Origin of the sequence: Corynebacterium sp. MSK041 (assembly GCF_030232265.1) — a bacterium.
Taxonomy (GTDB): domain Bacteria; phylum Actinomycetota; class Actinomycetes; order Mycobacteriales; family Mycobacteriaceae; genus Corynebacterium.
Genome location: NZ_JASPJK010000002.1, coordinates 13,329 through 38,035, shown reverse-complemented (window position 1 = coordinate 38,035; position 24,707 = coordinate 13,329). Strand labels below are relative to the sequence as shown.

Here is a 24,707-nt window from a genome sequence, read left to right as displayed (position 1 = left end):
GGCTGAACCGGAGATTGTGCTGATTATCTCGATGCTAAGCAGCTTGGGACGTGAATGCCCAATGGGGACCCTGATTGGACCACACTCTTATGCAGCCTGACGCATAGGCGCTCCCGCCTTTGGCAAGAATCCCCGAAAAGATTTTGTCGGACTGACAGGATTTGAACCTGCGACCCCCACACCCCCAGTGTGGTGCGCTACCAAACTGCGCCACAGCCCGTTGTTCGTCGATAAGCGCAAGCGTTAAGCCTGCATGAAGCGAACGTCCGCTAGATTACCCCACGGGGGATTGATTGATGTAATCGGCTGGTCACGTAAAGTTGCCCCATGGGCAAGTTTGACTGGTTCTGGAAGGCGATGGGCTCAACCGCCGAGCGCAACAACAAGAAGTCGAAAGGCATTGTGTCGCAAGCGCATGAGCTGATCGCTGGGTATGAGCAGTACAGCGATGCGCAGATCGCCGAGGCGGTGCGAGAGACTGTCGCGAACGGGGAGATTTCGAAGAAGCCGGAGTTCCTCGCGTTGCTCACCGTGGCATCGACGCGCACGCTCGGCATGACGCCGTTTGAGGTACAGAATCAGGCAGTGCTCCGCCTGCTCGAAGGTGATGTCATCCAGATGGCCACGGGTGAAGGCAAGACACTCGTTGGAGCGATGGCGGCGACGGGTTTCGCACTGACCGGAAAACGGGTGCACGTGATCACGGTGAATAACTACCTCGCCCATCGCGATGCGGAGTGGATGCGACCACTCGTGGAGTTCTTTGGGTTGTCGGTCGCGTCGGTCACGGAGGCCTCTACACGCGAAGAGCGCGTTGCGGCGTACAAGAGTGACATTGTGTACGCGCCTGTCGCCGAGATCGGCTTTGATCATCTGCGCGACAACCAGATCACGCACCGAAGCCAGACAGTCCAGGCCCCAGCAGACGTTGCGCTCGTCGATGAAGCGGACAGTGTGCTTGTAGACGAAGCTTTGGTCCCCCTCGTCCTCGCCGGCTCCAAGCCGGGGGAGCAGGCCACTGGCCAGATCACTGAGGCGGTGTCCCATCTAGTCGAAGACAAGGACTACACCATCGATTCAGACCGCCGGAATGTCTTCCTTACCGATGACGGTGCGGCCAAGATTGAGAAGGCCCTTGGAATTGATTCGTTGTATTCCGATGAGAACATTGGCACCATCCTGGTCCGTGTGAATTTGGCGCTGCACGCGAAGGCCCTGCTCATCCGGGATGTCCACTACATCGTGCAGGACGGCAAAATCGACCTCGTGGATGCCTCACGCGGCCGCGTGGCTGAACTGCAGCGCTGGCCTGACGGCCTCCAAGCCGCTGTAGAGGCGAAGGAAGGCTTGGATGTCTCCGAAGGTGGCCGGATCCTCGATTCCATTACCCTTCAGGCTCTCATGCGCCGTTACCCGCTGGTGTGCGGCATGACCGGTACGGCGGTGGAAGCGACTGATCAGCTCCGCCAGTTCTATGACCTTGGTGTGTCCACGATTGACCGGGCAAAACCACTCCAGCGTTTTGATGAGGCGGACCGAATCTACGCCACCATGGACGATAAGTTCAAGGCGCTGGTGGGGGAGATCGCCTACATTCACTCCACTGGCCAGCCGCTTCTCGTGGGTACACATGACGTGGCTGAATCGGAGGCGCTCGCGGAGGCATTGGAGGAGCAGGGGATTACCGTCAACGTGCTCAACGCGAAGAACGATGAGGAAGAAGCCCGCATCATCGCCGAAGCCGGTGATCTGGGTCGCGTGACCGTGTCTACCCAGATGGCTGGTCGCGGTACTGATATTCGTCTCGGTGGTGCTGATGAATCTGACCGCGATGCTGTTGTGGAACTCGGTGGCTTGGCTGTGATCGGCACTGCACGCCACCGCACAGCACGCTTGGACAACCAGCTGCGTGGGCGCGCTGGACGCCAAGGAGATCCGGGTTTGAGCCTGTTCTTCGTCTCCTTGGAGGATGACATCGTCACCGCAGGAGGCGCGGATGAGCAGATCACAGCACAGCCCAACGAGAATGGGCGGATTGATACCAAACGGGTCCACGATTTCATCGCCCACTGCCAGCGCGTGACCGAGGGACAGCTGCTGGAAATCCACGCGCAGACGTGGAAGTACAACCAACTCTTGGCTGATCATCGGGCGATTATCGACGAACGCCGCGCCACCCTCCTCGACACCGACCGGGCTTGGGTTGAGCTCGCTGAGCGTAGTTCGGAGCGTGCTGCTGAGCTTGAGGCTGCGGGCATTGATCAGGGCGTTCTGGAACAAGCTGCGCGTGAGATCATGCTTTTCCACTTGGATGACGAATGGTCAGAACATCTGTCCCACATGGATGAGGTGCGAGAGTCCATCCACTTGCGCGCCATCGCGCGTGAGACGCCCCTGACCGAGTACCACCGCATTGCCGTGCGCGAGTTCAAGCACCTGGCCAATCGTGCGGTTGAACAGGCAGTAGACACGTTCAATAGTGTGCTTATCGACGATGCCGGGGCCCACATGGAAGACGCCGGCTGGAAGCGCCCCAGCGCAACCTGGACCTATATGGTCTCCGATAACCCTTTGTCAGGCGGTGGCAACTCCGTCATTTCGGGTATTGCCAACATGTTCCGGTAGGGCAGTGGAGGCTACTGGAACGCCTAGCTCCGGCGTGTCGGAACTCCTTTTTTCCAGGTGAGACTGTGAAAACGCTGCGACTCAGCCGGTTCTAACTCGCAGTGATTCAAGATGCCGGTATGATGATCGTGGACTAAATTTTGTACTGAAATTTGTTCGGTAAGTTTGATTCCGTCGACAACGTCAGGAGAAGACATGAGCGAGAACACCGGTACGCCGGAGGCACAGGTAGAAACCACTTCGGTATTCCGTGCCGATCTTCTGAAGGAGATGGAGACGGGAGCTACCGCCTCTGAGAACGTAGGCGGCGTTGAGGGCCTGCCTGAGGGCGCAGCCCTCCTCGTAGTAAAGCGTGGCCCGAATGCTGGCGCACGCTTCCTGCTAGACCAGGACACCACCACCGCCGGCCGTCACCCAGAGGCTGACATCTTCCTCGATGACGTGACCGTTTCCCGCCGTCACGCTGAATTCCGCCGTAACGCAGGCGAGTTTGAGGTTGTGGATGTCGGATCGCTCAACGGCACCTACGTCAACCGTGAGCCACGTAACTCGCAGGCACTGTCCACGGGCGATGAGATCCAGATTGGCAAGTTCCGTCTGGTCTTTATTGCGGACAACGCATAAACCCCGTTACAGCACTCGTCATCGACGAGGCGACTTTGTTGTACCCCTAGCCCCTCCTTCAAGGTGAACTGAACGCCGTGAGCGCAATCCGGAAGACTACTCCCGCAACGCCCGCCCCCCGCACGGGCGTGAAAACCATGTCTATCGGTGTGGTGATTAAACGTTTGCGTGAGGAATTCCCGGATGTCACGGTGTCCAAGATCCGTTTCCTTGAATCTGAGGGGTTAATTTCGCCCGAGCGCACCCAATCTGGTTACCGCCGTTTCACAGACGCTGATGTGGATCGCCTGCGATACATTCTGGTGACGCAGCGCGATAACTATCTTCCGCTTAAGGTCATCCGTGAGCAGCTTGAAGCCATGGACAATGGCGCAGTAGCCGCCCTGATTCCTGGACAGCCCGCAGAGCAAATCTTCACCACCGATAGTCTTGCGGCCCAGGCGCCAGCCCGCTTCTCCGATGACATGTTGGCGGAGCAAGCGAAGTGCGATCCGGCGCTCGTGGAGTCCTGTATCAAAGCAGGTTTGATTCACCCTGATCCTTCAGGATTATTCTCCGCAAATGATGTCCGCGCTCTTTCCGCCGTTCATGGTTTGATCCAGTTCGGGTTGGATGAGCGCCACATCAAGACCTTGCGCCAAGCTGCAGTACGTCAGGCTGATCTAATCGCTAGCGTGACCCAGCCAGTGGCGAAATCAGGGAAGGCTTCTGCTGCTCAGGAGGCTGATGAAATGGCACAAAACATGATGAGCCAGATCCTGGCACTGAACACATCTTTGGTGAAGAACGAGCTGCGGCGCTCAAGTGGTAGGTAGTCGCTCCATGAGCACAGTAACCGTTAAGCTCTGTGGAGTCTTTCCCATCGGGCCCGAAAACTTCCTCTGCGCGGTATTGCTTTGGGAGGAACGCCAACGTTTCCTTCCTGTCTGGTTACCGCCCGTTGGTGGCGCGCAGCTCGTCGCCCGGATTGCTGAGTGGGAACCAAAGCGACCGGATACTCACGATGTGTTGACCGAAGTCATCGCACACTCCACAACCGGCGTTTCAGCCCTTGAAATCAGCAGTTACTACAACGGTGTTTTTATGGGGCAGATCACCATGGACAATGGCACTGAAGTTGATTGTCGTCCGTCTGATCTCTTCATCATTGCTTCGATGATGGATCTACCTATCGAGGTAGATGAGCTGGTGATTAATCAAGCTTCTATCTGGTTGTCCCCAGAAGACGCCGCTGATTATTTTGATGTTGAATTGGACACGAACAGCCAACCCCAGAGGCACCCCGAATCTGCGAGTGGGGATGCACAAGCTGACGCAGATTTCCAGCAGCTCATGCGTGATCTTGGTGTTGAAGAAGGGGATCTCGGGTTCGGCGAAGCTGGGGAGTAGAACCCCCATCACTGCCACCCACTTAGACACCTCGCACAGTTAGAGCTGTTACCTATGTGATTAGTGATGTAAAAGCTACTGTTGTTATTTAAGATGACAATGGTGCAAGATAGGACTAAACTTAAAGTAGAGGTTTAAGTTACGGCGTGTTGCACGTCGAAGTCTTGACCGAAGTTTAAGCTTGGCATTTAATAACTAGTGCGCCCCTTTTGAAACTTCATGGGAGTAATTACGTGAGTACGTTTGACACCTACGCCGCCGACGGCGAGATCGAGGCCCCAGTCCAGGAGACCCTGTTTGATCTGGGTCCATCCGATGAGGTTGGCTACCGTGTGCCCATCGCATGCCAGGTTGCCGGCATCACGTACCGCCAGCTCGATTACTGGGCACGCACTGATCTAGTGCGTCCTTCCATCCGCAACGCGACCGGATCAGGCTCCCAACGTCTGTACTCCTTTAAAGACATCCTTGTTCTGAAGATTGTCAAGGGCCTGTTGGACACCGGCATCTCACTCCAGAACATCCGTCTCGCTGTGGACAACCTGCGCGACCGCGGTGTCGGTGAGATCTCAGAGATCATCCTTGTTTCGGACGGCGCAACGGTCTACGAATGCCGCAGCAACGACGAAATCATCGATCTGCTCGGTGGTGGCCAGGGCGTGTTTGCTATTGCTGTCCCGCAGATTGTTAAGGAACTCACCGGCACGATCTCCGCTTTCCCATCCGAGCGTATTGGGGACATCGAGTCCAAGGAAGATTCTGACAACGTGGTGACTCTAGATGAGCTGGCTGACCGCCGCCGTCGCCGTAGCTCGTAGAACTTCCGAAGCTTAAAGAAGGAACCTGCTACCTCAATATGAGGCAGCAGGTTCCTTTGTGTTATGGGGTGGCTAGCGTACAGCCGCTGCGCCGAAGATAGCCTGAGGCAGCGCTTTAGCATCCGCCGCTGTTGTCGCAGACTGTGCGGCGGAGGCAAGATCCTTATCCTCTTCGCCGCCACCAACGTGGACGACTGACAGTTCGACGCTGGCGTCCCCGGCTTGCTTGATTGATTCAGCGATCGGGGTGGACGCATCAGACGTGCCGGAGGTGACGAGGACAATGCGCACTGGGTTCTCAGCACTCGCAGTTGTTTGGGCGTAAGCAAGCACGGCTAAAACAACCTCGTGGGTTTGAGGGCTGCCGTCGTTGAGGAAGCGTGTGACTGCGCTGGCGACCTCCTCGCCGTTGTCTCCCAAGGCGACATTGGTACGGTAGCCGTTAGCCACTCCAGGGGACAAGGGAGAGGAGTAGTTCCATAGACCAACACGGTGGCCCGCAGCGGAAAGCTTCTTCGCTGCCTGGGCAATACCGTCCTCGGCCGCAGAAGCGTAGTTGGTCATGCCCGCGGACGTATCTAGAACAAAGAGCGTATCTGTGGATGCTGCAGTTGCCATGTTTGTTGATTCAGTGCTGTTGTCCACGCTACCAGTCTTCAATCGGCCACCCTCAGGCAGGGCAGCGGCCCACACCGATTCAGCGATGACAGGAAGTTTGGTTGCACCATCACCGGTGAAAAGCTTGCCGGTTGTGTCAGCAAAAGCTTGGCCGGCACGGGCTTGATCCTCAGTGACGTTGTCCGACGTGGTCAAGGGGATAGCAGAATAAACAATGTCGGCTCCCTCAACCCGACTGAACTTAAAGCCTTCAGGGGTGGCAAACTCCGCTGTGGCAATGAGACGAGTGGAGTTCAACTCGGCCTTCGAGGTAGACGCGATGCGATGCTCGGTCAAAGCAGCAACTGCTTCGCTTTCAGAAGGGGCCAGCTTAGCGGCCACCAGAGCTGAGGCCTCAGGCTGATCCCCAATGGGGAAATCCACCGTAGCCACATCAACGGTGTCAGGCTTAACCTCAGTGGAACCAGCAACACCCGCTGGAACGGACGCCACCGTCAACGGTTCATTCGTTGCTGCTGCCCGTCCGGCTTCTTCCAACTCGGTATGGGAGATGGAAGTGTTCGGAGCAATATACACTGCAGCTTCCGCCAGTGAATCCACATACACCGGGCGGACGCAGTAGTCGCGGACGACGGGGGCGGTCTCCGAGTAGACGTCGATAAGCATGCGCCCAACTTCCTCGGAGGAAGCGGCGACTGGCAACGCGAGGTCTCCCGCGACACACGACTCCTCCTCCGTACCACCGGCATTGAGCTCATCATTGGTGTTGCTGCGGTTAGAGAAGATATACGCCGCAAGGAGCCCAAGAATCGCAATCAAGGCAAGGAAGGCAATGGCCCCCTTTGACAGTGCGTAATTATTCTTCCCCGAGGAATGGCGTCCCATCTGGAGGTCCCTTTCGTGCAGTGAGTTTCCGCACTACAGCTTATCGGCTGACAGCGCGAGCTCGTAGAAGCGCACGAGCTGGTGTCGCAGAGGTTCCGCACGCTGCGCAAAAGCTCGTTGCTGTGCCACGTAGTCTGCTTTCCCCTCTGCCGTTTCTATTGCGACAACCCCGTACCCCAGCGGGCGGCAATCATAGGGTGAGGCCTCCATGTCCAACAGGCGAATATCCATGGCTAACTCGAGGCAATCCAGAAGAAGGGAGCCGGGAATAAGCGGGCCGGCTTTGAAAGCCCACTTGAACAAATCCATTCCGGTATGCAAACAGGCACACTGATCATGGGCGGGGCGCGTGTCGTTGCTCAACACCGTGAGATTCAGCGGCTTCGCCGGTGGAGTGAAGAACCGATAAGCATCAAAGTGCGTGCACTTGAGCGTGTGCGATTCCACAACCTCTGCTGTCCCACGCGTGCCCAAACGCAACGGAAGATCATGGCGCGGCTTCTCGGTGCGGTACACCATCGCCCACTCGTGCAGCCCGAAACAATCAAACTGTGGCCGGTTGAGCTCCATAGCAGTAAGTAGCTCGAGCGTTTTAGCAAGACTTGGTCCACGGTGGGCCACAAAGCTCGCAACATCCGCGGTCACCGTGCCATCGCCGCTGATTGCATAGTCACGCCATCGGGTCTGCGGGGCATCGGCCGCATCTTCTAAAGCGACGCCTAACCCCGGGTGCCAGCGATACACATGCGCCGGGCGCACAGCGTAGTAGTCGAAGAGGAAGTCCCAGATCGGATGCTTCTCACCCCGCGCACGACGTTGCAGGTTCGGCTCAATCCACTGGCGGGCGCGCTCCTCATGCGCTGCTGCGTCGGCTTCCCACTGTGCGCGGGGAAGAACCACCTGGTCCACTAGTCTTCCTCGTGCGTCCAGTCGGTCACGGTTCCCACGTACTCTTCAATAAGGTCCTCCAGCGCAAGCACGCCGACGAGCTCACCGTTATCGCGGACCTGTGCCATGTGGGCAGAGCGCCGGTGCATAGCCGTCAAGGCATCATCAAGGCTGCCGGAGCCATCCACAATGCTCAGCCTGCGCACACGGTTATAGGGGATCAGAGGATCCGTGACACCAGACTCATCCGTGTCCAGCAGATCGAGCACGTCCTTGACGTGGATGTAGCCGACCAAAGCTCCACCGGAGCCCTCTACTGGGAATCGGGAATACCCGGTCTCTCGCACCGCGTTCTCCAGAACAGACAGCGGAATGCCGGTGCGTGAGTAGGGGAGAGTAACCAACTGATCGATCGGGATCATTACTTCCTTCAGGTTGCGTGATTCCGATTTCAAGGCATTCGCTAGACGCAGAGTCTCCTCCGCATCCAACAACCCTTCCTCACGGGACTCTAGGATCATCGAAGCGAGCTGTTCTTGATCCACGGTCGCATCAAGCTCGTCACGCTGTTCAATGCCGAACAGCCTAAGGGTGAAGCGTGCGATCTCGTTCAGCCCATAAATCAACGGACGCGTTACCTTTACCCACAGATCCATGGCTGGGGTCAACCACACCGCTAGTGTTTCAGGCCCTGCAATGGCCACATTCTTGGGAACCATCTCACCAAAGATGATGTGCAAAACTGTGATGAACAGCAACGCGATAACGAAGGACAACGGGTGCACCAGATTGTCGGGCACACCGATGAACTCAAACGGACGCTCCAAGAAGTGGGCGATTGCAGGTTCTGCGACCTTACCCAAGATCAATGACGCGATGGTGATGCCAAACTGAGCACCAGCCAGGTATAAGGAAAGATGTTCAGATGCGTCGAGAGCCCTCTTCGCACCCGTCTTGCCTTGAGCGATCATCGATTCAAGGCGGTCCCTGCGGGAAGACACCAGGGCAAACTCAGCGGCAACGAAGAAGGCGTTTGCCGCGAGCAAAACGACGATAAGAATTGTTGCTAGACCGAGGCTCATGACTGGTACCTCGCAACATCCTCATGGGAAATGGGAGTAAGAATCGCCTTGTCCAGGCGACGCCCGTCCATCTGGGTGACACGTGCAATCCAGGCACCCGCATTACCGGTTTCAAAATCCTCGTGGACTTCTTGTTCAGTCCTTGGCAACACCACTGTGTCTCCAACCTCGGGAATATGGCCTAGTGCGAACATGATCAGCCCACCCAGCGTTTCGTAAGGCCCGTCAGGAGCGAGGTAGCTAACTCGGTCACTCAATTCGTCCAGGCGCACGAGCCCGGAGACCTCCCACGAGGAACCGAATCGTTGGAAGTCGCGCTCTGATTCACGGTCATCGTATTCGTCATAGACCTCGCCGAGGATCTCCTCAACAACATCCTCAATGGTGACCAACCCTTGTGTGCCTCCGTATTCATCGGCGACGAGCACCACTTGAGAGCCAGCGGAACGCACCTGATTCAAAACAGCATCACCATCGAGTGTGCCCGGTACAGAGCTGATCGGTTTAGCTAAGTCTTCCACCTTGGTTGTGGCGCGCAATGCACGGTCAACGGAGAAAGCATCCTTGATGTGGACAAGACCGATCGTGTCATCCAAATCTCCGCGACGAACGGGGAAGCGGGAGTGTCCTGTTTCCATAGCCAGCGCAATGAGGTCGCTGACAGTGTCTTCTGCATCCAGGGAATCGATAGTGGACCTCGGTGTCATCACTTCCTCCGCCGTGGTTTCCCCGAACTGGAGGGAGCGGTCAATCATCCGCGCGGTCTCCTTATCCAAACCACCGGCTTGAGCCGAGCTGCGCACCATCGCACCGAGTTCTGGGCCGGAGCGGGCAGATGCCAACTCATCAGCAGGCTCGATACCCATCTTGCGCACGAACCAGTTAGCGGAGGCGTTCATGGACTTAATAAACCAGGCGAACACAGTGTTGAAAGCGTTCACCGGCGGCACTACGAAACGCGCGGTGGCCAACGGATTAGTAATGGCGATGTTCTTGGGCACCAGCTCGCCGAAGACCATCGACAAAATAGTGGCCACAATGAGTGCCAACACGATGGCTACAGCGCGTGATGCAGATTCGTTCAAACCCACGAGTTCTAGCGCGGGCCCGAAGAATCGAGCGAGTACAGGCTCTGCCAGGAAGCCCGTGGCCAACGTGGTGAGGGTGATGCCTAGCTGCGCCCCGGAGAGCACGAAGGAAAGATTCGAATGGTCGCGCTGAACTGCCTTGGCTGTTTTATCGCCCTTTTCCAGGACATGGGCCTCAAGCACCGAGCGCTCCAGCCCCGTCATAGCGAATTCAATAGCAACGAACAGGCCTGTTGATGTCGTGAGCAAAATAAACCCGAGAAGGGCGAGGATGGATATGAGAATGTCCATGGGCCGGGGACGCTAGGAAGAGCGGTTGGTGCCGCGCTTTCCGCGCCCTGAACTCCTTTTCTGGCGGCGTGCGCCTGAGCGGTGTGGTTGGTTGCCTCCGCGTCGACGGTTGTTGCCGCGCGCCGACCGGTGGTTGGAAGACGAGGATTGTCCTGCCTTTGCCGGCTGTCCTGGTGGAGGCAGCGGGTTTCCGGTGGGCTTTCTCGCTCCCGTAATTTTAGCTAATTCTGCATCACCTGCGCGGACCTCCACCTTGGTCGCGTCGACTCCAGCCTTCCGAAGCAACTGATCAACTTCTTTTCGCTGGTCATCCATCACCAGGGTGACCACGGTGCCCGAGGTGCCAGCGCGTGCTGTACGCCCAGCGCGATGCAGGTACGCCTTGTGTTCAGAGGGTGGGTCAATGTGCACGACCAGTGAAACATCCGAAATATCAATCCCGCGCGCGGCAATATCAGTGGCCACGAGGACAGGGATGGAGCCGTCCGCAAAGCCCTCAATCGCGCGGGTACGAGCCCCCTGGCCCTTATCGCCATGCAGCGGATGCGCATTGATACCCACCCGACGTAGCTTCTTCACCTGCCGGTCAACGCCATGCTTCGTACGCATGAACATGACAGTTTTTCCCTCACGCGCCGCAATAAAGGGCACGATATCGTTGCGTGCTTCACGCGTGCCCACGAGAAGCTGGTAATGCTCCATCGAATCCACCGCGGCTTGCACAGGCGCCGTCGAATGAGTCACCGGATTGTGCATGAATTGTTGCACAAGCTTATCGACGTCCCCGTCCAGTGTCGCAGAAAACAACAACCGCTGGCCACGCTTTGGGGTTGCAGACAGAAGCTTACGCACCTGAGGGAGAAAACCCATGTCGGCCATCTGATCCGCCTCGTCGATAGCCGTGATCTCTACTGCGGAAAAGTCAAGCTTGCCTTGGTTGATCAGGTCCTGGGCACGACCTGGTGTAGCCACCAGAAGATCAACAGGGGAGGCCAAGGAACGAATGTGGTTGTTGATGTTCACACCGCCAACAACCTCAAGGACACGCATACCGAGTGCTGCTGCGGGATCATCCAAACGCTGACGGATCTGCGCCGCCAATTCACGGGTAGGGGCAAGAATTAGTCCGCGTGGTTTGCCTGGGCGCGATGGCGCACCGGCCAAAAGGCTCAGCATGGGAAGCCCAAAGGTGAAAGTCTTGCCCGAACCAGTCGGCCCGCGCCCCAGCACGTCTTTCCCAGCGAGGATGTCTGGGATTGCTGCAGCCTGAATAGGAAATGGTTCCGTGATTCCCTGTCTATTCAGAACACTGACAATGGGGGCTGGTAATCCCAGCTGGTCAAAGGTAGGCACCGGAGGAAGTCTACTGCCTCCTCCGGTGCATTCGTGAACCCGAACCGCTCTAGGAGGACACTTCTTCGCGGTTACCGGACCAGTTGGTGTGGTATGTGCCTTCCATGTCAACGCGCTTATAGGTGTGCGCACCGAAGAAGTCACGCTGCCCCTGAATCAGCGCAGCTGGCAGACGCTGTGCACGCAGCGAGTCGTAGTAGGAAAGACTGGAAGCAAACACCGGAATGGGAAGACCCAGCTGAGTTGCCACAACGACAACGCGGCGCCAGGAATCAATCAGACCGTTCTCTAGCTCACCGCGGAAATACGGATCAAGCAGCAGGGACGGCAACTCCGGATTGTTGTTGTAGGCCTCTGTGATGCGGTTGAGGAATTTCGCGCGGATGATGCAACCGCCACGCCAAATCGTCGCCAAATCCTGCGGCTTAATATCCCAACCGTGCTCCTGCGAGCCCGCGGTAATCTCATCAAAGCCCTGTGCGTAGGCAACCAGTTTGGATGCGTAGAGCGCACGGCGAACATCCTCCACGAACTGTTCCTTGTCCACACCTAGGCTGGCCAAATCAGCGGTCTGGCCAGCCGGAAGGCCGGTCTCCTGGACTGCCTGACGCTGTGCAAGAGAGGAAGACAGTGCGCGGGCAAACACGGCCTCACCAATACCGGTGGTGGGCACGCCGAGATCTAGTGCTTCCTTTACGGTCCAACGGCCGGTGCCTTTCTGGCCAGCGGCATCCACCACGACGTCGATAAACGGCTTGCCCGTCTTCGCATCAACCTGGCGCAGAACTTCAGCCGTGATCTCAATCAGGTAGGAGTCCAGGTCACCCTGGTTCCACTCGGAGAAAATCTCGGCGAGCTCAGCTGGCTCAATGCCTGCTGCGTAGCGGAGCAGGTGGTATGCCTCACCGATGACCTGCATATCCGCGTACTCGATGCCGTTGTGCACCATCTTGACAAAGTGGCCAGCACCATCTGGACCGATGTGCGTCACGCAAGGAACACCATCCACCTTGGCGGAAATATCCTCAAGCAGCGGCCCCAGGGTCTCCCAAGACTCCTTCGGGCCGCCCGGCATGATAGACGGACCACGCAGCGCGCCCTCCTCACCGCCGGAAATACCCGCGCCCACGAAGTGGCGGCCCTTCGCAGCAACTTCCTTCTCACGGCGAATCGTGTCGGTGAAAAGCGCGTTGCCACCATCGATGATGATGTCGCCGTCATCCATCGCTTCAACCAGCTGATCAATCACAGCATCTGTGCCGGCGCCTGCAGCCACCATGATCACAGCTTTACGTGGACGTTCCAGGGAAGCCACGAAATCCTCGATAGTCTCCGATGGAATGAAAGAGCCCTCATTGCCATACTGTTCCATCACAGCGCGGGTCTTTTCTGGGGAACGGTTGTAGATAGCCACGGTGTGGCCACGGGAAGCAAAATTACGGGCAAGGTTAGAACCCATCACGGCCATTCCCACCACGCCAATCTGTGCAAGACCAGCGGTGGAATCAGCGGGGGCAGAGGTGGCATTAGCCGATGCGTCATTCGAAGTCATAGGAAAGAGCATACAAAGATCCTCGCTCAAGCAGGCCACAAGGAATGTGTTCGTTGCTACAGTTTGGGTGCATGGACATCAAAGACCTCAGCAACCTCGAAGAATTCAGCAAACGGCAACTTACTGAGCAGGAACTTGCCTTCCTCAACAGCCAGATGACCAAATTCGATGACTTCATCGGACTCCAGTACAAAGACTTCGGCCCAGAGAAGATGGTAGCCACCATTGAGGTTGGCCCGCACCTCCACCAGCCAGCCGGTCTGGTTAACGGTGGCGTGTTCTGCTCCATCGGGGAGAGCATGGGTTCCTTCGCTGGCTACCTAGCAGCCGGCGCACCGGTGGTGGGTATGAACAACAACACCGACCTGATCCGCAGCGTGCAGTCTGGCGTGATTGAAGCCGAGGCAACACCGATTCACGTGGGCAGTCGCACACAGATCTGGAAGATTGAAATGCGGCACGACGGCAAGCTCGCAGCAGAGACCACGCTGCGCACCATGGTGATGCGCTAGAGCCAGTGGTTCTTACGGAACCACCAGTACATGGCTGCCATACTGCCCAGCATGACTAGGAGCACAATGGGGTAGGCGTAGTGCCACCCGAGCTCCGGCATGTACTCAAAGTTCATGCCATAGATTCCGGCAATCATCGTGGGCAGCGCTGCCATACCAACCACAGCAGAAATCGTGCGCATGTCGGTGTTCTGCTGCATGGAAACCTTTGCCACGGAAGCATCCAAAAGGGATGACAGTCGCTCATCAAAGCCTGACACGGTATCAGTGACAATCATCGCGTTGTCCTGAACGTCGCGCAGGTAGGAGCTCAGCTCCTTGCTCAACAGATCATTGTGCAAGGAGAGCCCAGTCCGGAGTGCCGGACCAAGAGGATCAATAGCGTGGCGCATCTCCAAAATCTCACGCTTGTACATGTAGATTTTGTCGATGTTGATTTCTCGGCGTGGTGTAAAAACCTCATTTTCCAACTCATCCACATCTTCACTCAGGTAGGTGGTTACCCGGGCGTAGTTTTCCACGATGTGGTCAGCGACTTTCCACGCGACGGCCGCCGGACCAAGAGAGGAAATCTCCGGGTCCTCCACCAATTCACGCGTCAGGTTGGGTAGTTCCGCGTCGTGGCGGATGGTGATGACAAAGTTACTGCCAATCAGTATCTGGACCTCACCAGTAGAAATGATCTCGCGGAGATCTGTCACCTCAGAATCATCGCGATATTCCACTGTGCGTACCACGATGAAGAGTTGATCCCCATAGCGCTCAACCTTGGGGCGCTGGTGGGCCGTCACCGCGTCCTCAACAATCAGTTCGTGGATCCCAAATAGAGCGGCAACCTGTTCCATTTGCTCCACACTGGGTTCTTTGAGTGAAAGCCACACATAGGCGTTGTCCGAGCCCTGCACGCGCTGCATGGCGGTGGAGAACTGGTAAGTACCTGGTTGGTTCACCCCATCAACGAAGACGCGACAAAAATCCACCGACCGTTCCACAGGAACAGGCAGGGGACGACGTTCGCGTTGTGCTGGAGCCTTTCGGTTGCGTGGCAACGGAATCTTGGGCGGCATTGCGGGGACCCCCTTGTTACTCCTGGGTCGTGTGGATTAGGGACAAAATCTCCACCCCGCTTCAGATGTAGAAGGGGAGTGGAGATAGCCGGGATCTTACAGCAGTAGGGCTTTAGTTCTCATCCTTGGTGTCACGGATTTCAGCGAAGTTATCTGCTTCATCTCCCAACTGCTTCTGCAGCTGGAGCAGCCCGGTCCGCGCGTGCATGTGCTGCAACGTGGACACCAGGTTGTAGCGCTTGGGCGACAGAGCATTCAACGTCCAGGTGAACATGGACACGATGCGGTTGCGCTTGGACACCAGGAAGGATACGTGAACCAACAGCCACATGATCCAGCCCATGAAACCAGCGATTTCCACCTTGCCCATCTTCACCACAGCGTGGAAGCGGGACACGATAGCCATGGAGCCCTTGTCAAAGTACTCAAATGCCTCGCGCTCGTCCGGCTGCTGGTTCTGCTCAACACCGGCCTTAATGGCCTTCGCAGCGTACTCACCAGACTGGATAGCCACCTGGGCAAGACCCGGGAGGCGGTCAAGGTTCATCATGTCGCCGACGACGAAGACGTCCCGGTGATCACCAACGGACAGGTCCTTGTTTACCGGCACCTTGCCGGCGCGGTCCACCTCGAGGCCAGCCTGCTCTGCCACCATCTTGCCCAGTGGGGAAGCAGCGACACCGGCGGACCAAATCTTGGTGTAAGACTCAATCGTGGTCTCTTCATCGGTGGTCATGTTCTTGTAGGTGACGGAATCCGCATCAAGGTTGGTCACCAGGGAGTTCAAGTACACGGTCACACCAAGACGCTCCAGCTCGCGCTGAGCCTTCCTGCCCAGACGCTTGCCAAATGGTGGGAGGACCTGCGGAGCGCCGTCGAGAAGCACGATCTTTGCGCTCGACGGGCGGAAATTGGAGTACTCGTTGCGGAAGCTGCGGTGGGCAAGCTCTGCAACCTGGCCAGCAAGCTCGACACCCGTCGGCCCTGCACCCACGATGACGAAGGTGAGCAGACGCTCGCGCTCAGCCGGATCCTCGGTGACTTCAGCGCGCTCGAAAGCGGAAAGCAGACGTGCGCGAATCTCCAGTGCATGGTCAATGGTCTTCAGGCCCGGAGCGAATTCAGCAAAGTGGTCGTTGCCAAAGTAAGACTGGCCAGCACCGGCAGCAACGATGAGGGAGTCGTACTCGTAGACACGGGTGAATTCACCCTCGGTGAAGGTGACGGTCTTGTCTTCCAGGTTGATGTCCGTGACATCACCACGCACAACGTCCGTGTTCTTCTGCTTGCCCAGGATCTGGCGGGTGGATGTAGCAATCTCACCGCTGCCAAGGATGCCGGTGGCTACCTGGTACAGGAGCGGCGGGAAGAGGTGGAAGTTCGTGCGGCTAATGAGCGTCACGTCCACATCAGCGCCGTCCAGTTCACGCGCGGCAAAGAGCCCGCCGAAACCAGAGCCAATGATGACAACATGGTGGCGGTTTCCGGCCGGACGGTACGGTTTGTCGGACATGTAAAAAACTCCTTTAAGTTTTCTTCTTGAGCGCGTGGCTTGTTGCGAGCCTGTTTTAGCCTGGGTGAAGCCTTATAGGCAGATCCGTCATGTGATCATACGCCGGTTTGTTTTCTAAGCGCGCCGTGGCTCCGCATATGGGGCATCCCAAAGGTTTATCCTGAAGCACGTGCCCACTCATCCCGCTTATTCTGCTCACCTGGATTCTGTGGACGCCGAACGTTGGCCGTCCCTCGTATATATCCCTTCAGCTGCAGGAATGCGCATCCGTGCGAGAATGGCGGAAGCGAAATTTGCCCGCCATTGTGCCCAAGCAGGCCTTGAGCTGTCGCCAGAGGGGGACCACGACCTCGTAGTGGATCATGCACAACTCTTTGAGCGCATCGCCGTTCGCGGATGGGTGGGGCTTGCAGAAGGGTACATGGCAGGCGAGTGGCGGACGGATACCTCCGCGGATCTGGTGAAGGTGATTCGGGGCCTGCTTTCCTCCGGATATGCCCCGCGAACACCGCATATTAAGGAAGATCCGCACCTCGTCGGGGGAGAGGTTCCACCGGAACTCGTCGCACGCTACGCCGGGGATGGCATGAGCGCATTCGCGGGTCATTTTTCTACGGGCGTTCCCACTACGGAACGTATGAGCCATAAATCTTTCGTGCCGGCCGCTGGGCGTGGCAAGGAGCCCACGAATTACTTTGTAGACACAACACATTTCGCGCCACCTCTGGAAACGATGAAGCATGACCTCGGAGACGCCCAGACGCGCAGCGTGAGCATGCTTCTCGACGAAGCCGGGGTCCGCGCCGGCACCCAAGTCGCCGAGATTCCATGCTCTGGGGGCGCAGTGGCAATCGCGGCTGCGTCACGCCGCGCAACTGTCGATGCCGTGGTGACGGACCCAGCGGTGGTGCGAACGCTGCGAGAGCGTCTCACGCTCGCTGGGGTAGCGGATTCCGTTCACATCAGTGTGGCTGAAGACCTGTCACGCGCTTTGACACGCCGCGCGGGACGCTATGACGCGATCGTCTGCGCAGAGAACCTGGAGACCTTGCCTAAGCCGCATCAGCGTGCCCGCTTGGAACTGATGGATTCATTGCTATCGAAGAACGGCAGGGCAGTGATTCAATGCGTGACAGCCACAGAGAAGATCTCAGGGCCCGCCCGCGACGCCATGGAGTCTCTGCGCGCCTATATCTGGCCATCGTTGGAGTACAGCAATTCTGAAGAGTTAAGGAAGATTGCCGATAAATACACCGGGTTGCGCGTAATCAGCGAAACACACGCTCCGGATCACCTGGCGTTGTCGCTCAAACACCAGCTGACCACATTCCAAGGCCAACTACGTGAAGCGGCGGCTGATGGGTTTGATGCGGTGTACCGGCGCCTATGGGTCTGGCAGCTCGCACTACGCCAAGCCATGGCTGAATTGGGAATGCTCGATGTTGTGCAATACACGCTGACGCACCGGCACAGGCGGGGAGTGCGCTAAAGGCTAGCCCGAAAGACTAAGAATCTTCCCCATCAAACCCTACTTGACATAATGTACATTATCGGACAAAAGGGGAAGAGATGGCGTTTAGCCTCGGCTAATCCTTCTTCACCAAGTTAAGGCGAATGTTGATCTCGCCTTCCTCAGCAATCTTGGCCGCGACGAAGTCTGGCGTCTCCACTCCGTAATCAAGACGGTTAAACGGAATGTCCGTATGGACAATGACGTGATCACCGGTACGCAACACCGTAAAGTCCTGAGTTACCTCATTAGTCACACCGCGAATAGTCAGGTCACCTGTTAGCTCCACCGTGCCCGTGGTTCCATCCTCTGGTAGCGCCGAAACATCCGCCGGCTGGGTGAGAACAAAATATGCTTCCGGGTACTTCTCCGTATGAAGGATCTTCCTACGCACATTAACGTCACGGCGGTCGCGGTCCGTGACGATATTGGTCATATCCACGGTTATCTCGCCGGCGGTCAAAGTTCCGGATTCGACGGTCATTTCACCACTCACAGCCGTCGTGGAGCCTGATGTTGTGCGAGCGTCACCCGGGAGCAACTCATCGAAGGTAAAGCCAGCCGAGGTGTAGTTCTTACCTTGGCGGCTGAGCACCTCCCACGTCCCATCCATGTCCGCTGTGGCGGGCTTGGCACCATCCGTGTCAATGGGCTCGGTTTTGATACCTGGCGTAGCCATCAGTGCCATCACCATAGGAATAATTGCGAGGAGCGCGAGAACAGTAACGGCAATAACACCACCAATGATAATTGGCTTGTTGTTGCGTTGTTTCTTTTCGCGGACAGCCTCACCGTCACGCTCGATATCACTCATGTTCGCGCCTTCCAAAACCGACCTTAACGAATGTTTTCTAGCTTCTTAGCCATGGTAACCAGCTCAACGCACAAGGACTCAATCTCCTCAGCATCCGCACCCTCCTTGGCTGCCGTAGCAACATCTTCAGCTGCGCACCTCAGCTCAAAGAGTCGGTCGCGAATACCTTCTGCACGCTGGGGGTCAACCTCATGGCTTTCAAATGCTTCGAGGCTGTTGCGTGTCCGCGCTGGGATGCCTCGTCGCGCCTCATAGGCGCGTTGTTTGCACGAGTCACTGCAATATTTTCTGCGGCGCCCACGGCCTGGTGTTTGCGCAAATGGCCGACCGCACCATTCGCAGTCGGAGAGCACTTCCCCACTATCGTTATCCATAGCAACCAATATCGTAGCGTTACGAAATAAAAGATTCATCATTGGCGCGGAACAAACCGAGCCAAAGGCGCGTTATGCATATGAGTCGTTATACTCGTAGATCGCACGGCCTACACTCCAGGCCGAGACTTTTAATGAAGGGATTGGTAAAGCATGGCTGACCGGGTACTCCGTGGTAGTCGCATGGGCGCAGTGAGCTACGAAACGGACCGTGACCACGACCTAGCTCCCCGCAGGATGGCCAAGTACCGCACCCCATCGGGCGAGATCTTTGAGATCCCTTTTGCTGATGATGCCGAAATCCCCGAGGAATGGCCATGCAAGAACGGCCAGACCGGCACTCTCATGGAGGGCGAAGGCGTTGAATCCAAGCCTGTGAAGCCACCACGCACCCACTGGGACATGCTGTGTGAGCGCCGCACGCTCGACGAGCTCGATGAGCTGCTTGAGGAGCGCCTGGAGCAGCTGCGTAAGCGTCGCCGTGCTGCTGCTCGCCTGGCTAAGGAACAAGCAGAAAGCTAAACCGCACTGTCGGCGCGTGCCCGCACTCTGCGTCGATAAGCAAATTACCCGGCCAGCTCAAGCTGACCGGGTATTCGCATGTATGCAGACTTTTAGTGGCGGTTGTTCACCAGACGCCCAACTTCGTACTTGAGCAGCTTCGTGCCTTCCTCTGCCATGTCCTTGGTCGTTGTAGCCATGCGCGAAAACTTGCGCGGAATCTTGTTTACGCCCAGTTCCCTGAGCTGGTACTTAGCCAGACGGCCCATCTCATGGCTGAGGTTGCTCAGCTGCGTGGAACGGCGCTCAAAGCCCCACTTGGATACTTCGATGAGAGAGTCCTTGGCAAAGCTGGCGTCCAGCTTGGACTCACCCAAAGTGCGGTCCGTGAAAGTGATGGGCACCTCACGCACGTCGAAGCCCTCCTGATCGGCCTTGTCGGCGATCTGAACCTGGAAGATGTAGCCCTTGCGGGAGAGCTCATCAAAGTCGATAGTCTCAAGAACTTCACGACGGAACGCGCGGTACCCCGCAGTCATATCCGCAACGTCCGTACCCAGCGCAAGCGACACGTACATATTGCCAGCCTTGGACAGCAGATAACGGTTACGCGGCCAGTTCACAGCCTCACCGCCCTCCACGTAGCGGGAACCAATCACCAGGTCTGCACCCGCATCAATGGCGGCAAGAAGACGCGGGAACTCCTCCGGCGCGTGAGAGCCATCCGCATCCATTTGGCAGATGACCTGGTAATCACGCTCAAGGCCCCACTCGAAGCCAGCGACGTAGGCACCCAGCAGGCCAGTCTTTTCCTGGCGGTGCAGGACGTGCACGTGCTTGTCAGAAGCTGCGATCTCATCAGCCTTGGCGCCGGTGCCGTCGGGAGAATTATCGTCAACAACAAGGATCTCCACCTCCGGCGTTGCTTCACGCACACGTCCGATGATGAGCGGAAGGTTTTCCAACTCGTTGTAGGTGGGGATGATCACCAGCGTTGAGTCACTGGGTTTACCAGCCACGGTCTCTCCTTATTGTTGGTTACGGTGCAGCGCGGGCTGCTCGTCGGTCAACCTTGAAGCATACCCCCGTCGTGTCCGGAACAACGACGCGAGCATGATCACAAGCCCAAATCCCACCAGCAACCACTGAATAAGCTCGCCGTAACGTACTGCAAAGGTGACAGAATCGCGCAGCGGCAACTTCTCAATCAGATGCGCCGGTTCAAAGATCTCGGTGTGCTGTGACACGGAACCATCCGGGTGGACGATCGCGGACACACCTGACGTGGCAGCCACAACCACAGCGCGGTCCGTCTCAATCGCACGCAGCCGGCTCATTGCCAACTGCTGGTAAGTCATGTCCGTGAACCCGAAGGTGGCGTTGTTGGTCGGTGTGGTGAGGATCTGCGCACCTGCATTGACGGCATCGCGGTAGGCCATGTCAAATGCGACTTCATAGCACGTGGCCACACCAACAACATGACCGCCCATGGTCACAGCGCCATTGCCTGTGCCGGGTTTGAAATCACCGGCCTGGTCCACGTATGGGGAGAAACGCCGGAAAAAATCCCGCATAGGCATCCATTCACCGAACGGCTGCAGATATTTCTTATGGTGCTTGTCCTCTGCCCCATCTACTGGGTCGAAGACCACCGCGGTGTTGCGGTCCCCGACGTTGTCTTTGGTCAATGTGCCCACGAGCACCGGCGCGCCAACGTCTGTGACGGCACCCATGATGAGATCACGTGCCTCCTCATCCCGGAATGGATTCACATCCGAAGCGTTCTCCGGCCAGAAAACAAGATCCGCATGAAGGTTCTGCGAGTGTAAGTCAGCTGCGAGCTCATGCGTACGCTGCACGTGGTTCTGCAAAACCGCACGGCGCTGCGCGTTGAAGTCAAGTCCTAGGCGCGGAACATTGCCCTGTACTGCTGCGACTGTGACCTCACCTGTCGTGTTCGCGTCCCTGTTCAGGTTCATGCCCGCAGCAGCACCCGCCATCAGCGGCACGATAGCCAGCGCCAAGGCAGCGACGGCCAGCGATCGTGACTGCGAGCGGCGTTGCCCCCAAGGGAGCAACACGAGGAGCGCCGTACCAACGGCACTCGCCACCATGACCGCCGCGAAGGTAATCAAGGCTGGGCCGCCTATCCAGGCCAAGTTCGCCAGCGGGCTGTTGATCTGGCCCCAGGCGAGACGCACCCAGGAAAAGCCCCCGAAAGGGAAAGAAGAAAGAGCATATTCCACGGCCACGTAAACGAACGGGAAGCCGATGAATCCAAGGCGAGTACGCCCGAGCAGCGTGCCAAACACTCCGGTGACAATCGAGTACAGCGCGCAAAAAATAGACAATGCGACCCAGGGCAGAACGCCAACGAATTCCCCGACCCACGGCAGAAGCGGCAGATACAGGCTCAGTGCGTACACGAGTCCACTCAACGCACCGAGCTTCACGCTAGGCCCAGGGGCCTCACTCCAAGGCTGGAGAGCAGCCCACAGCAACGCAATGCCAACAATCCCTGCGAAGGCATGCCCATGCGGTTCAAAGGAGAAGTACGTGAGGCCACCGCCGAGGGCGGCGAGGGCAATACGCAAACATGCAATAACCACCGGGCGGGCCATTAGCGTGAATCCCCCGCTTCACCGAAGTCTTCGGGGCGGGCATCCTGGGACCACTGTTCAATCTCATCGTGGTCAATGAACGAGCCGTACGTGGGCGAATACCCGCTCATTGGTGAGGAGCTGTAAAACTTCACGCCAAAGTCCTCGATCTTCTTTTGCCAGCTACGAGCAAGCAAAGAGCGAATCAGCTCACGCGTAGGCCGGAATACGAGCAAGGCACCGCACAGCGAGGAGACATAGCCCGGAATCACGGATAAACCCCATCCAGCTGCGACAAGAGCTGTGCCACCGGCAAACTGGCCCATGGTCGACGTCCCCATTGATGCACGCTGGAGCTCTGAGCGCAGCGCCATGCTGGCAGCCACCGCGCCAAAAGCCATCAGGATGAACAAGCCGGCGAGCGCCCAGCCGACACCGACGAGCTTGCTCACTCCCCAGAATGCGAGCGCTTCGATCAGGACATAGATGGCAATAAAGGGCATGCGGTGAACACTACCGCAGACTAATTCTTTTGCAGGTTGTCAATCAGCCACGTCACGTCATCGTGCATCCAGATGAAGAATGGGATGAGGTGCTTGCCCACGTCGAAACGCAGCAGCGGGAACAGGCGGCGAGTCAGCAGATCGATGCCCCATTCGTCGGCAAGCTTCTGCGTGGAGGAATACGGGATGATGTCATCATGCACACTTGCCCATAGCCGAGTGTGCACACGCGGCGGGCGCGACCCCAATCGCATCTTGTCCATCGCTTCACGGGTAGCCGGCAACGAGGCGATCACCTCAGGCAATGATCGCTTATCGACGATCCAGCTCGACGTATCCTGCCTCGCCGAATGCGGCATGGCCCCCAGCACGCAGCGGTTCCGGGCGAGTTCCAAGAGCTCCTTCGCCGAATCCGTTAGAAGCGGAGCGAGTTCCGCTTCGATCGCCGGCTCCGTCGCCATCATCCCATCGAGCGCGTAGGGCAGAACGAATGAGGCTGTCTCTGCTTCAACATGTTCCAGAATCGCGTCAAAGTCTGATGGCGGTGCACCACACACCGCCGCTTTCGGCTGCAGATCTCCCGCGTAGTCTGGCTCCTCCACTGCTGCAGCCACGGTGCCACCGCCCTGGGAAAACCCGAAGAGCCCCAACGTCTCACTCTCGATGCCGAGGTGGCGGGCGGCCCGCACCGCATCATAAAGAGCATGCGCACCCGCGACATGGTTGCAGTAGAGCTGCCGGCCTGATTCCGGATCACGCGGGTAGTCCGTGACCACCACATGACATCCAGCAGCGACAAACATGTTGATCGCTGGCTGCTCGTAGGCCGAAATGATATCCAGAGGCAGTTTGAACGACGTGAACACCGACAGCGAATGTGAGGGATCGCAGTGCGCCGCCGTGCCTTGCGTGCCTGGTGCATGCGCAATGACAGGGCGTGGGCCTGTGCCCTCCCAGGGGTTATTCGAACGAATCACCAGCCCGGTAGCCAACAGCGGGCGGCCTTCCGCATCCGTCGTTGAGTATTCAATACGCCATGCGGCGCCCGAGTTCATCGATGAGTTCAGCCCCATCACGCGCACTTCATCAGCACGGATGAGCTCACCATTCGTTTGTCCGGCAAGCCACTGCGGGTTGAGGTCGGGCGCTTTTGGGTTTCGCCGGGGTGTGAGGAAGTCCACCACGAGTGGGAGCAGAGTTCGGATGTACAACCCGTGCGTCCCCGTTTTACGAGTTTGCCACCACGCCGCGGTGGCAACAGCTCCTAGGGCACCTGCGATCACAGTGCGGGGAATAATGCGGTTCTTCTTCGTCGACATCGTTGGCTCCTTTAACCTCGGGTTCAACGTGGCATGTGCCGCCAGATGGGTCGAGGCACACACCGCATGATCCACGCCAGCAGTTGCAGCTGGCGCGGAATCCAGATGGTCCGACTGCCTTCCTTCCGTGCCGCCGCGACTACCGCATCAGCAACGTGGTCTGGTGTGACGGACATGGGCGCGGGCTTCATGCCCTCCGTCATGGAACCGATGACAAAGCCTGGCCGCGCGGTAATGAGCTTCAACGGACCACCATTCAATCGATCGGCCAATCCCTGGCAGAAGGCATCGAGCCCTGCCTTCGTCGAGCCGTACACATAATTCGCACGACGCGCCCGCCACCCGGCGATCGAAGAAAAGGCGAAGATCTCCCCCGATTTCATGACATCCGCGAGAACAGTGAGCATGCTCACCTGCGTGGTGTAGTCAATTGTGGCGATCTCCGCTGCATGAGACTCATCGTGCTCCGCACGCTCCTGGTCACCGAGAATGCCGAAAGCCACAATGGCCGTGGTGATCGGGCCCTTCGCACCAGCTTCTTCAACAACACTGCGGTGTGAGGCAAGGTCTGTCGCATCAAAGGTCAGTGCCCGTACATCAGTAGCACCCGCCTCACGCAGTTGCTTTTCGACGCCCCCGAATCCCTCCGGGTTCCTCCCCGCCAGCACAACCTTTCGTCCAGCACACATCCGGACGGCGATTTCACCCCCGATATCACTGGTGGCGCCGAGGAGAAGAAGCGTTCCGTCGTGTGAGCTGGCGTGGTGTGTCATGCCTGCCG

General features: G+C 57.7%; 23 protein-coding genes and 1 tRNA gene. 8 read left to right on the top strand and 16 right to left on the bottom strand.

Going from position 1 to position 24,707, the window contains the following annotated elements; translation table 11 throughout:
- Nucleotides 1–146: 146 nt before the first annotated feature.
- Nucleotides 147–220 (bottom strand) — tRNA-Pro (locus QP968_RS02525).
- 107 nt (nt 221–327) lie between these two features.
- Between QP968_RS02525 and secA2 the strand changes: the two genes are divergently transcribed.
- The 5 genes from secA2 (at nt 328) to QP968_RS02500 (ending at nt 5,456) form a co-directional block, all read left to right on the top strand.
- Nucleotides 328–2,625, top strand: a complete 2,298-nt coding sequence (secA2, locus tag QP968_RS02520) for an accessory Sec system translocase SecA2 (RefSeq protein WP_284854867.1) — start codon at nt 328–330, stop codon at nt 2,623–2,625.
- 195 nt (nt 2,626–2,820) lie between these two features.
- The gene (odhI, locus tag QP968_RS02515) at nt 2,821–3,249 is read left to right on the top strand and encodes an oxoglutarate dehydrogenase inhibitor Odhl (protein ID WP_284865168.1); all 429 of its coding nucleotides are present in this window, start codon (nt 2,821–2,823) and stop codon (nt 3,247–3,249) included.
- Between the two features lie 77 nt (nt 3,250–3,326).
- A complete protein-coding gene (ftsR, locus tag QP968_RS02510) occupies nt 3,327–4,064 on the top strand; it encodes a transcriptional regulator FtsR (protein WP_284854866.1) in 738 nt (245 codons plus the stop codon).
- Nucleotides 4,065–4,071: 7 nt separating this feature from the next.
- Complete coding sequence (locus tag QP968_RS02505) at nt 4,072–4,638, top strand: bifunctional nuclease family protein (protein WP_284854865.1); 567 nt, start codon at nt 4,072–4,074, stop codon at nt 4,636–4,638.
- A gap of 233 nt (nt 4,639–4,871) precedes the next feature.
- Nucleotides 4,872–5,456: a MerR family transcriptional regulator gene (locus tag QP968_RS02500; RefSeq protein WP_284854864.1), complete on the top strand. Its 585-nt coding sequence runs from the start codon at nt 4,872–4,874 to the stop codon at nt 5,454–5,456.
- Nucleotides 5,457–5,528: 72 nt separating this feature from the next.
- Here QP968_RS02500 and QP968_RS02495 read toward each other — a convergent pair whose 3' ends face one another.
- From QP968_RS02495 to gnd, 6 genes are read right to left on the bottom strand one after another with little or no spacing between them, the layout of a single operon-like run.
- Nucleotides 5,529–6,959 (bottom strand): vWA domain-containing protein, encoded by a 1,431-nt coding sequence (locus QP968_RS02495; RefSeq protein ID WP_284854863.1) that lies wholly within the window; start codon nt 6,957–6,959, stop codon nt 5,529–5,531.
- 33 nt (nt 6,960–6,992) lie between these two features.
- Nucleotides 6,993–7,859, bottom strand: coding sequence for a 3-methyladenine DNA glycosylase (locus QP968_RS02490; RefSeq protein WP_502870905.1), 867 nt, complete (start codon nt 7,857–7,859; stop codon nt 6,993–6,995).
- An 8-nt stretch (nt 7,860–7,867) separates the two neighbouring features.
- Complete coding sequence (locus QP968_RS02485) at nt 7,868–8,929, bottom strand: hemolysin family protein (RefSeq protein WP_284854861.1); 1,062 nt, start codon at nt 8,927–8,929, stop codon at nt 7,868–7,870.
- The gene (locus QP968_RS02480) at nt 8,926–10,308 is read right to left on the bottom strand and encodes a hemolysin family protein (RefSeq protein ID WP_284854860.1); all 1,383 of its coding nucleotides are present in this window, start codon (nt 10,306–10,308) and stop codon (nt 8,926–8,928) included. Before QP968_RS02480 ends, QP968_RS02485 begins: the two co-directional genes overlap by 4 nt.
- 12 nt (nt 10,309–10,320) lie before the next feature.
- Nucleotides 10,321–11,661 carry a DEAD/DEAH box helicase gene (locus tag QP968_RS02475; RefSeq protein ID WP_284854859.1) on the bottom strand — a complete coding sequence of 447 codons (1,341 nt, stop codon included), beginning with the start codon at nt 11,659–11,661 and terminating at the stop codon, nt 10,321–10,323.
- Nucleotides 11,662–11,710: 49 nt separating this feature from the next.
- Complete coding sequence (gene gnd / locus QP968_RS02470; RefSeq protein ID WP_284854858.1) at nt 11,711–13,213, bottom strand: NADP-dependent phosphogluconate dehydrogenase; 1,503 nt, start codon at nt 13,211–13,213, stop codon at nt 11,711–11,713.
- Between the two features lie 71 nt (nt 13,214–13,284).
- Between gnd and QP968_RS02465 the strand changes: the two genes are divergently transcribed.
- Nucleotides 13,285–13,725: a PaaI family thioesterase gene (locus tag QP968_RS02465; RefSeq protein ID WP_284854857.1), complete on the top strand. Its 441-nt coding sequence runs from the start codon at nt 13,285–13,287 to the stop codon at nt 13,723–13,725.
- Here QP968_RS02465 and QP968_RS02460 read toward each other — a convergent pair.
- Nucleotides 13,722–14,792, bottom strand: coding sequence for a magnesium and cobalt transport protein CorA (locus QP968_RS02460; protein ID WP_284854856.1), 1,071 nt, complete (start codon nt 14,790–14,792; stop codon nt 13,722–13,724). The genes QP968_RS02465 and QP968_RS02460 overlap by 4 nt on opposite strands.
- 112 nt (nt 14,793–14,904) lie before the next feature.
- A complete protein-coding gene (locus tag QP968_RS02455) occupies nt 14,905–16,305 on the bottom strand; it encodes an NAD(P)/FAD-dependent oxidoreductase (protein ID WP_284854855.1) in 1,401 nt (466 codons plus the stop codon).
- Nucleotides 16,306–16,474: 169 nt separating this feature from the next.
- Between QP968_RS02455 and QP968_RS02450 the strand changes: the two genes are divergently transcribed.
- A complete protein-coding gene (locus QP968_RS02450) occupies nt 16,475–17,794 on the top strand; it encodes an SAM-dependent methyltransferase (RefSeq protein ID WP_284854854.1) in 1,320 nt (439 codons plus the stop codon).
- 97 nt (nt 17,795–17,891) lie between these two features.
- Here the strand turns inward: QP968_RS02450 and QP968_RS02445 are convergent, their stop codons facing one another.
- Both QP968_RS02445 and QP968_RS02440 read right to left on the bottom strand, forming a co-directional pair.
- Nucleotides 17,892–18,629 (bottom strand): YceI family protein, encoded by a 738-nt coding sequence (locus tag QP968_RS02445; RefSeq protein ID WP_284854853.1) that lies wholly within the window; start codon nt 18,627–18,629, stop codon nt 17,892–17,894.
- Nucleotides 18,630–18,652: 23 nt separating this feature from the next.
- Nucleotides 18,653–19,003: a hypothetical protein gene (locus QP968_RS02440; protein WP_284854852.1), complete on the bottom strand. Its 351-nt coding sequence runs from the start codon at nt 19,001–19,003 to the stop codon at nt 18,653–18,655.
- A 153-nt stretch (nt 19,004–19,156) separates the two neighbouring features.
- Between QP968_RS02440 and QP968_RS02435 the strand changes: the two genes are divergently transcribed.
- On the top strand, nt 19,157–19,525 hold the full coding sequence (locus tag QP968_RS02435; RefSeq protein ID WP_284854851.1) for an RNA polymerase-binding protein RbpA: 369 nt from the start codon (nt 19,157–19,159) through the stop codon (nt 19,523–19,525).
- A 92-nt stretch (nt 19,526–19,617) separates the two neighbouring features.
- Here the strand turns inward: QP968_RS02435 and QP968_RS02430 are convergent, their stop codons facing one another.
- From QP968_RS02430 to QP968_RS02410, 5 genes are read right to left on the bottom strand one after another with little or no spacing between them, the layout of a single operon-like run.
- Complete coding sequence (locus QP968_RS02430) at nt 19,618–20,523, bottom strand: polyprenol monophosphomannose synthase (RefSeq protein WP_284854850.1); 906 nt, start codon at nt 20,521–20,523, stop codon at nt 19,618–19,620.
- Nucleotides 20,524–20,532: 9 nt separating this feature from the next.
- On the bottom strand, nt 20,533–22,125 hold the full coding sequence (gene lnt / locus QP968_RS02425; protein ID WP_284854849.1) for an apolipoprotein N-acyltransferase: 1,593 nt from the start codon (nt 22,123–22,125) through the stop codon (nt 20,533–20,535).
- Nucleotides 22,125–22,607 (bottom strand): FxsA family protein, encoded by a 483-nt coding sequence (locus tag QP968_RS02420; protein WP_284854848.1) that lies wholly within the window; start codon nt 22,605–22,607, stop codon nt 22,125–22,127. The genes lnt and QP968_RS02420 overlap by 1 nt, the downstream gene beginning before the upstream one ends.
- Nucleotides 22,608–22,627: 20 nt before the next feature.
- Nucleotides 22,628–23,926, bottom strand: coding sequence for a lipase family protein (locus QP968_RS02415; RefSeq protein ID WP_284854847.1), 1,299 nt, complete (start codon nt 23,924–23,926; stop codon nt 22,628–22,630).
- A gap of 23 nt (nt 23,927–23,949) precedes the next feature.
- A complete protein-coding gene (locus tag QP968_RS02410; RefSeq protein ID WP_284854846.1) occupies nt 23,950–24,699 on the bottom strand; it encodes an SDR family oxidoreductase in 750 nt (249 codons plus the stop codon).
- Between the last annotated feature and the right edge of the window lie 8 nt (nt 24,700–24,707).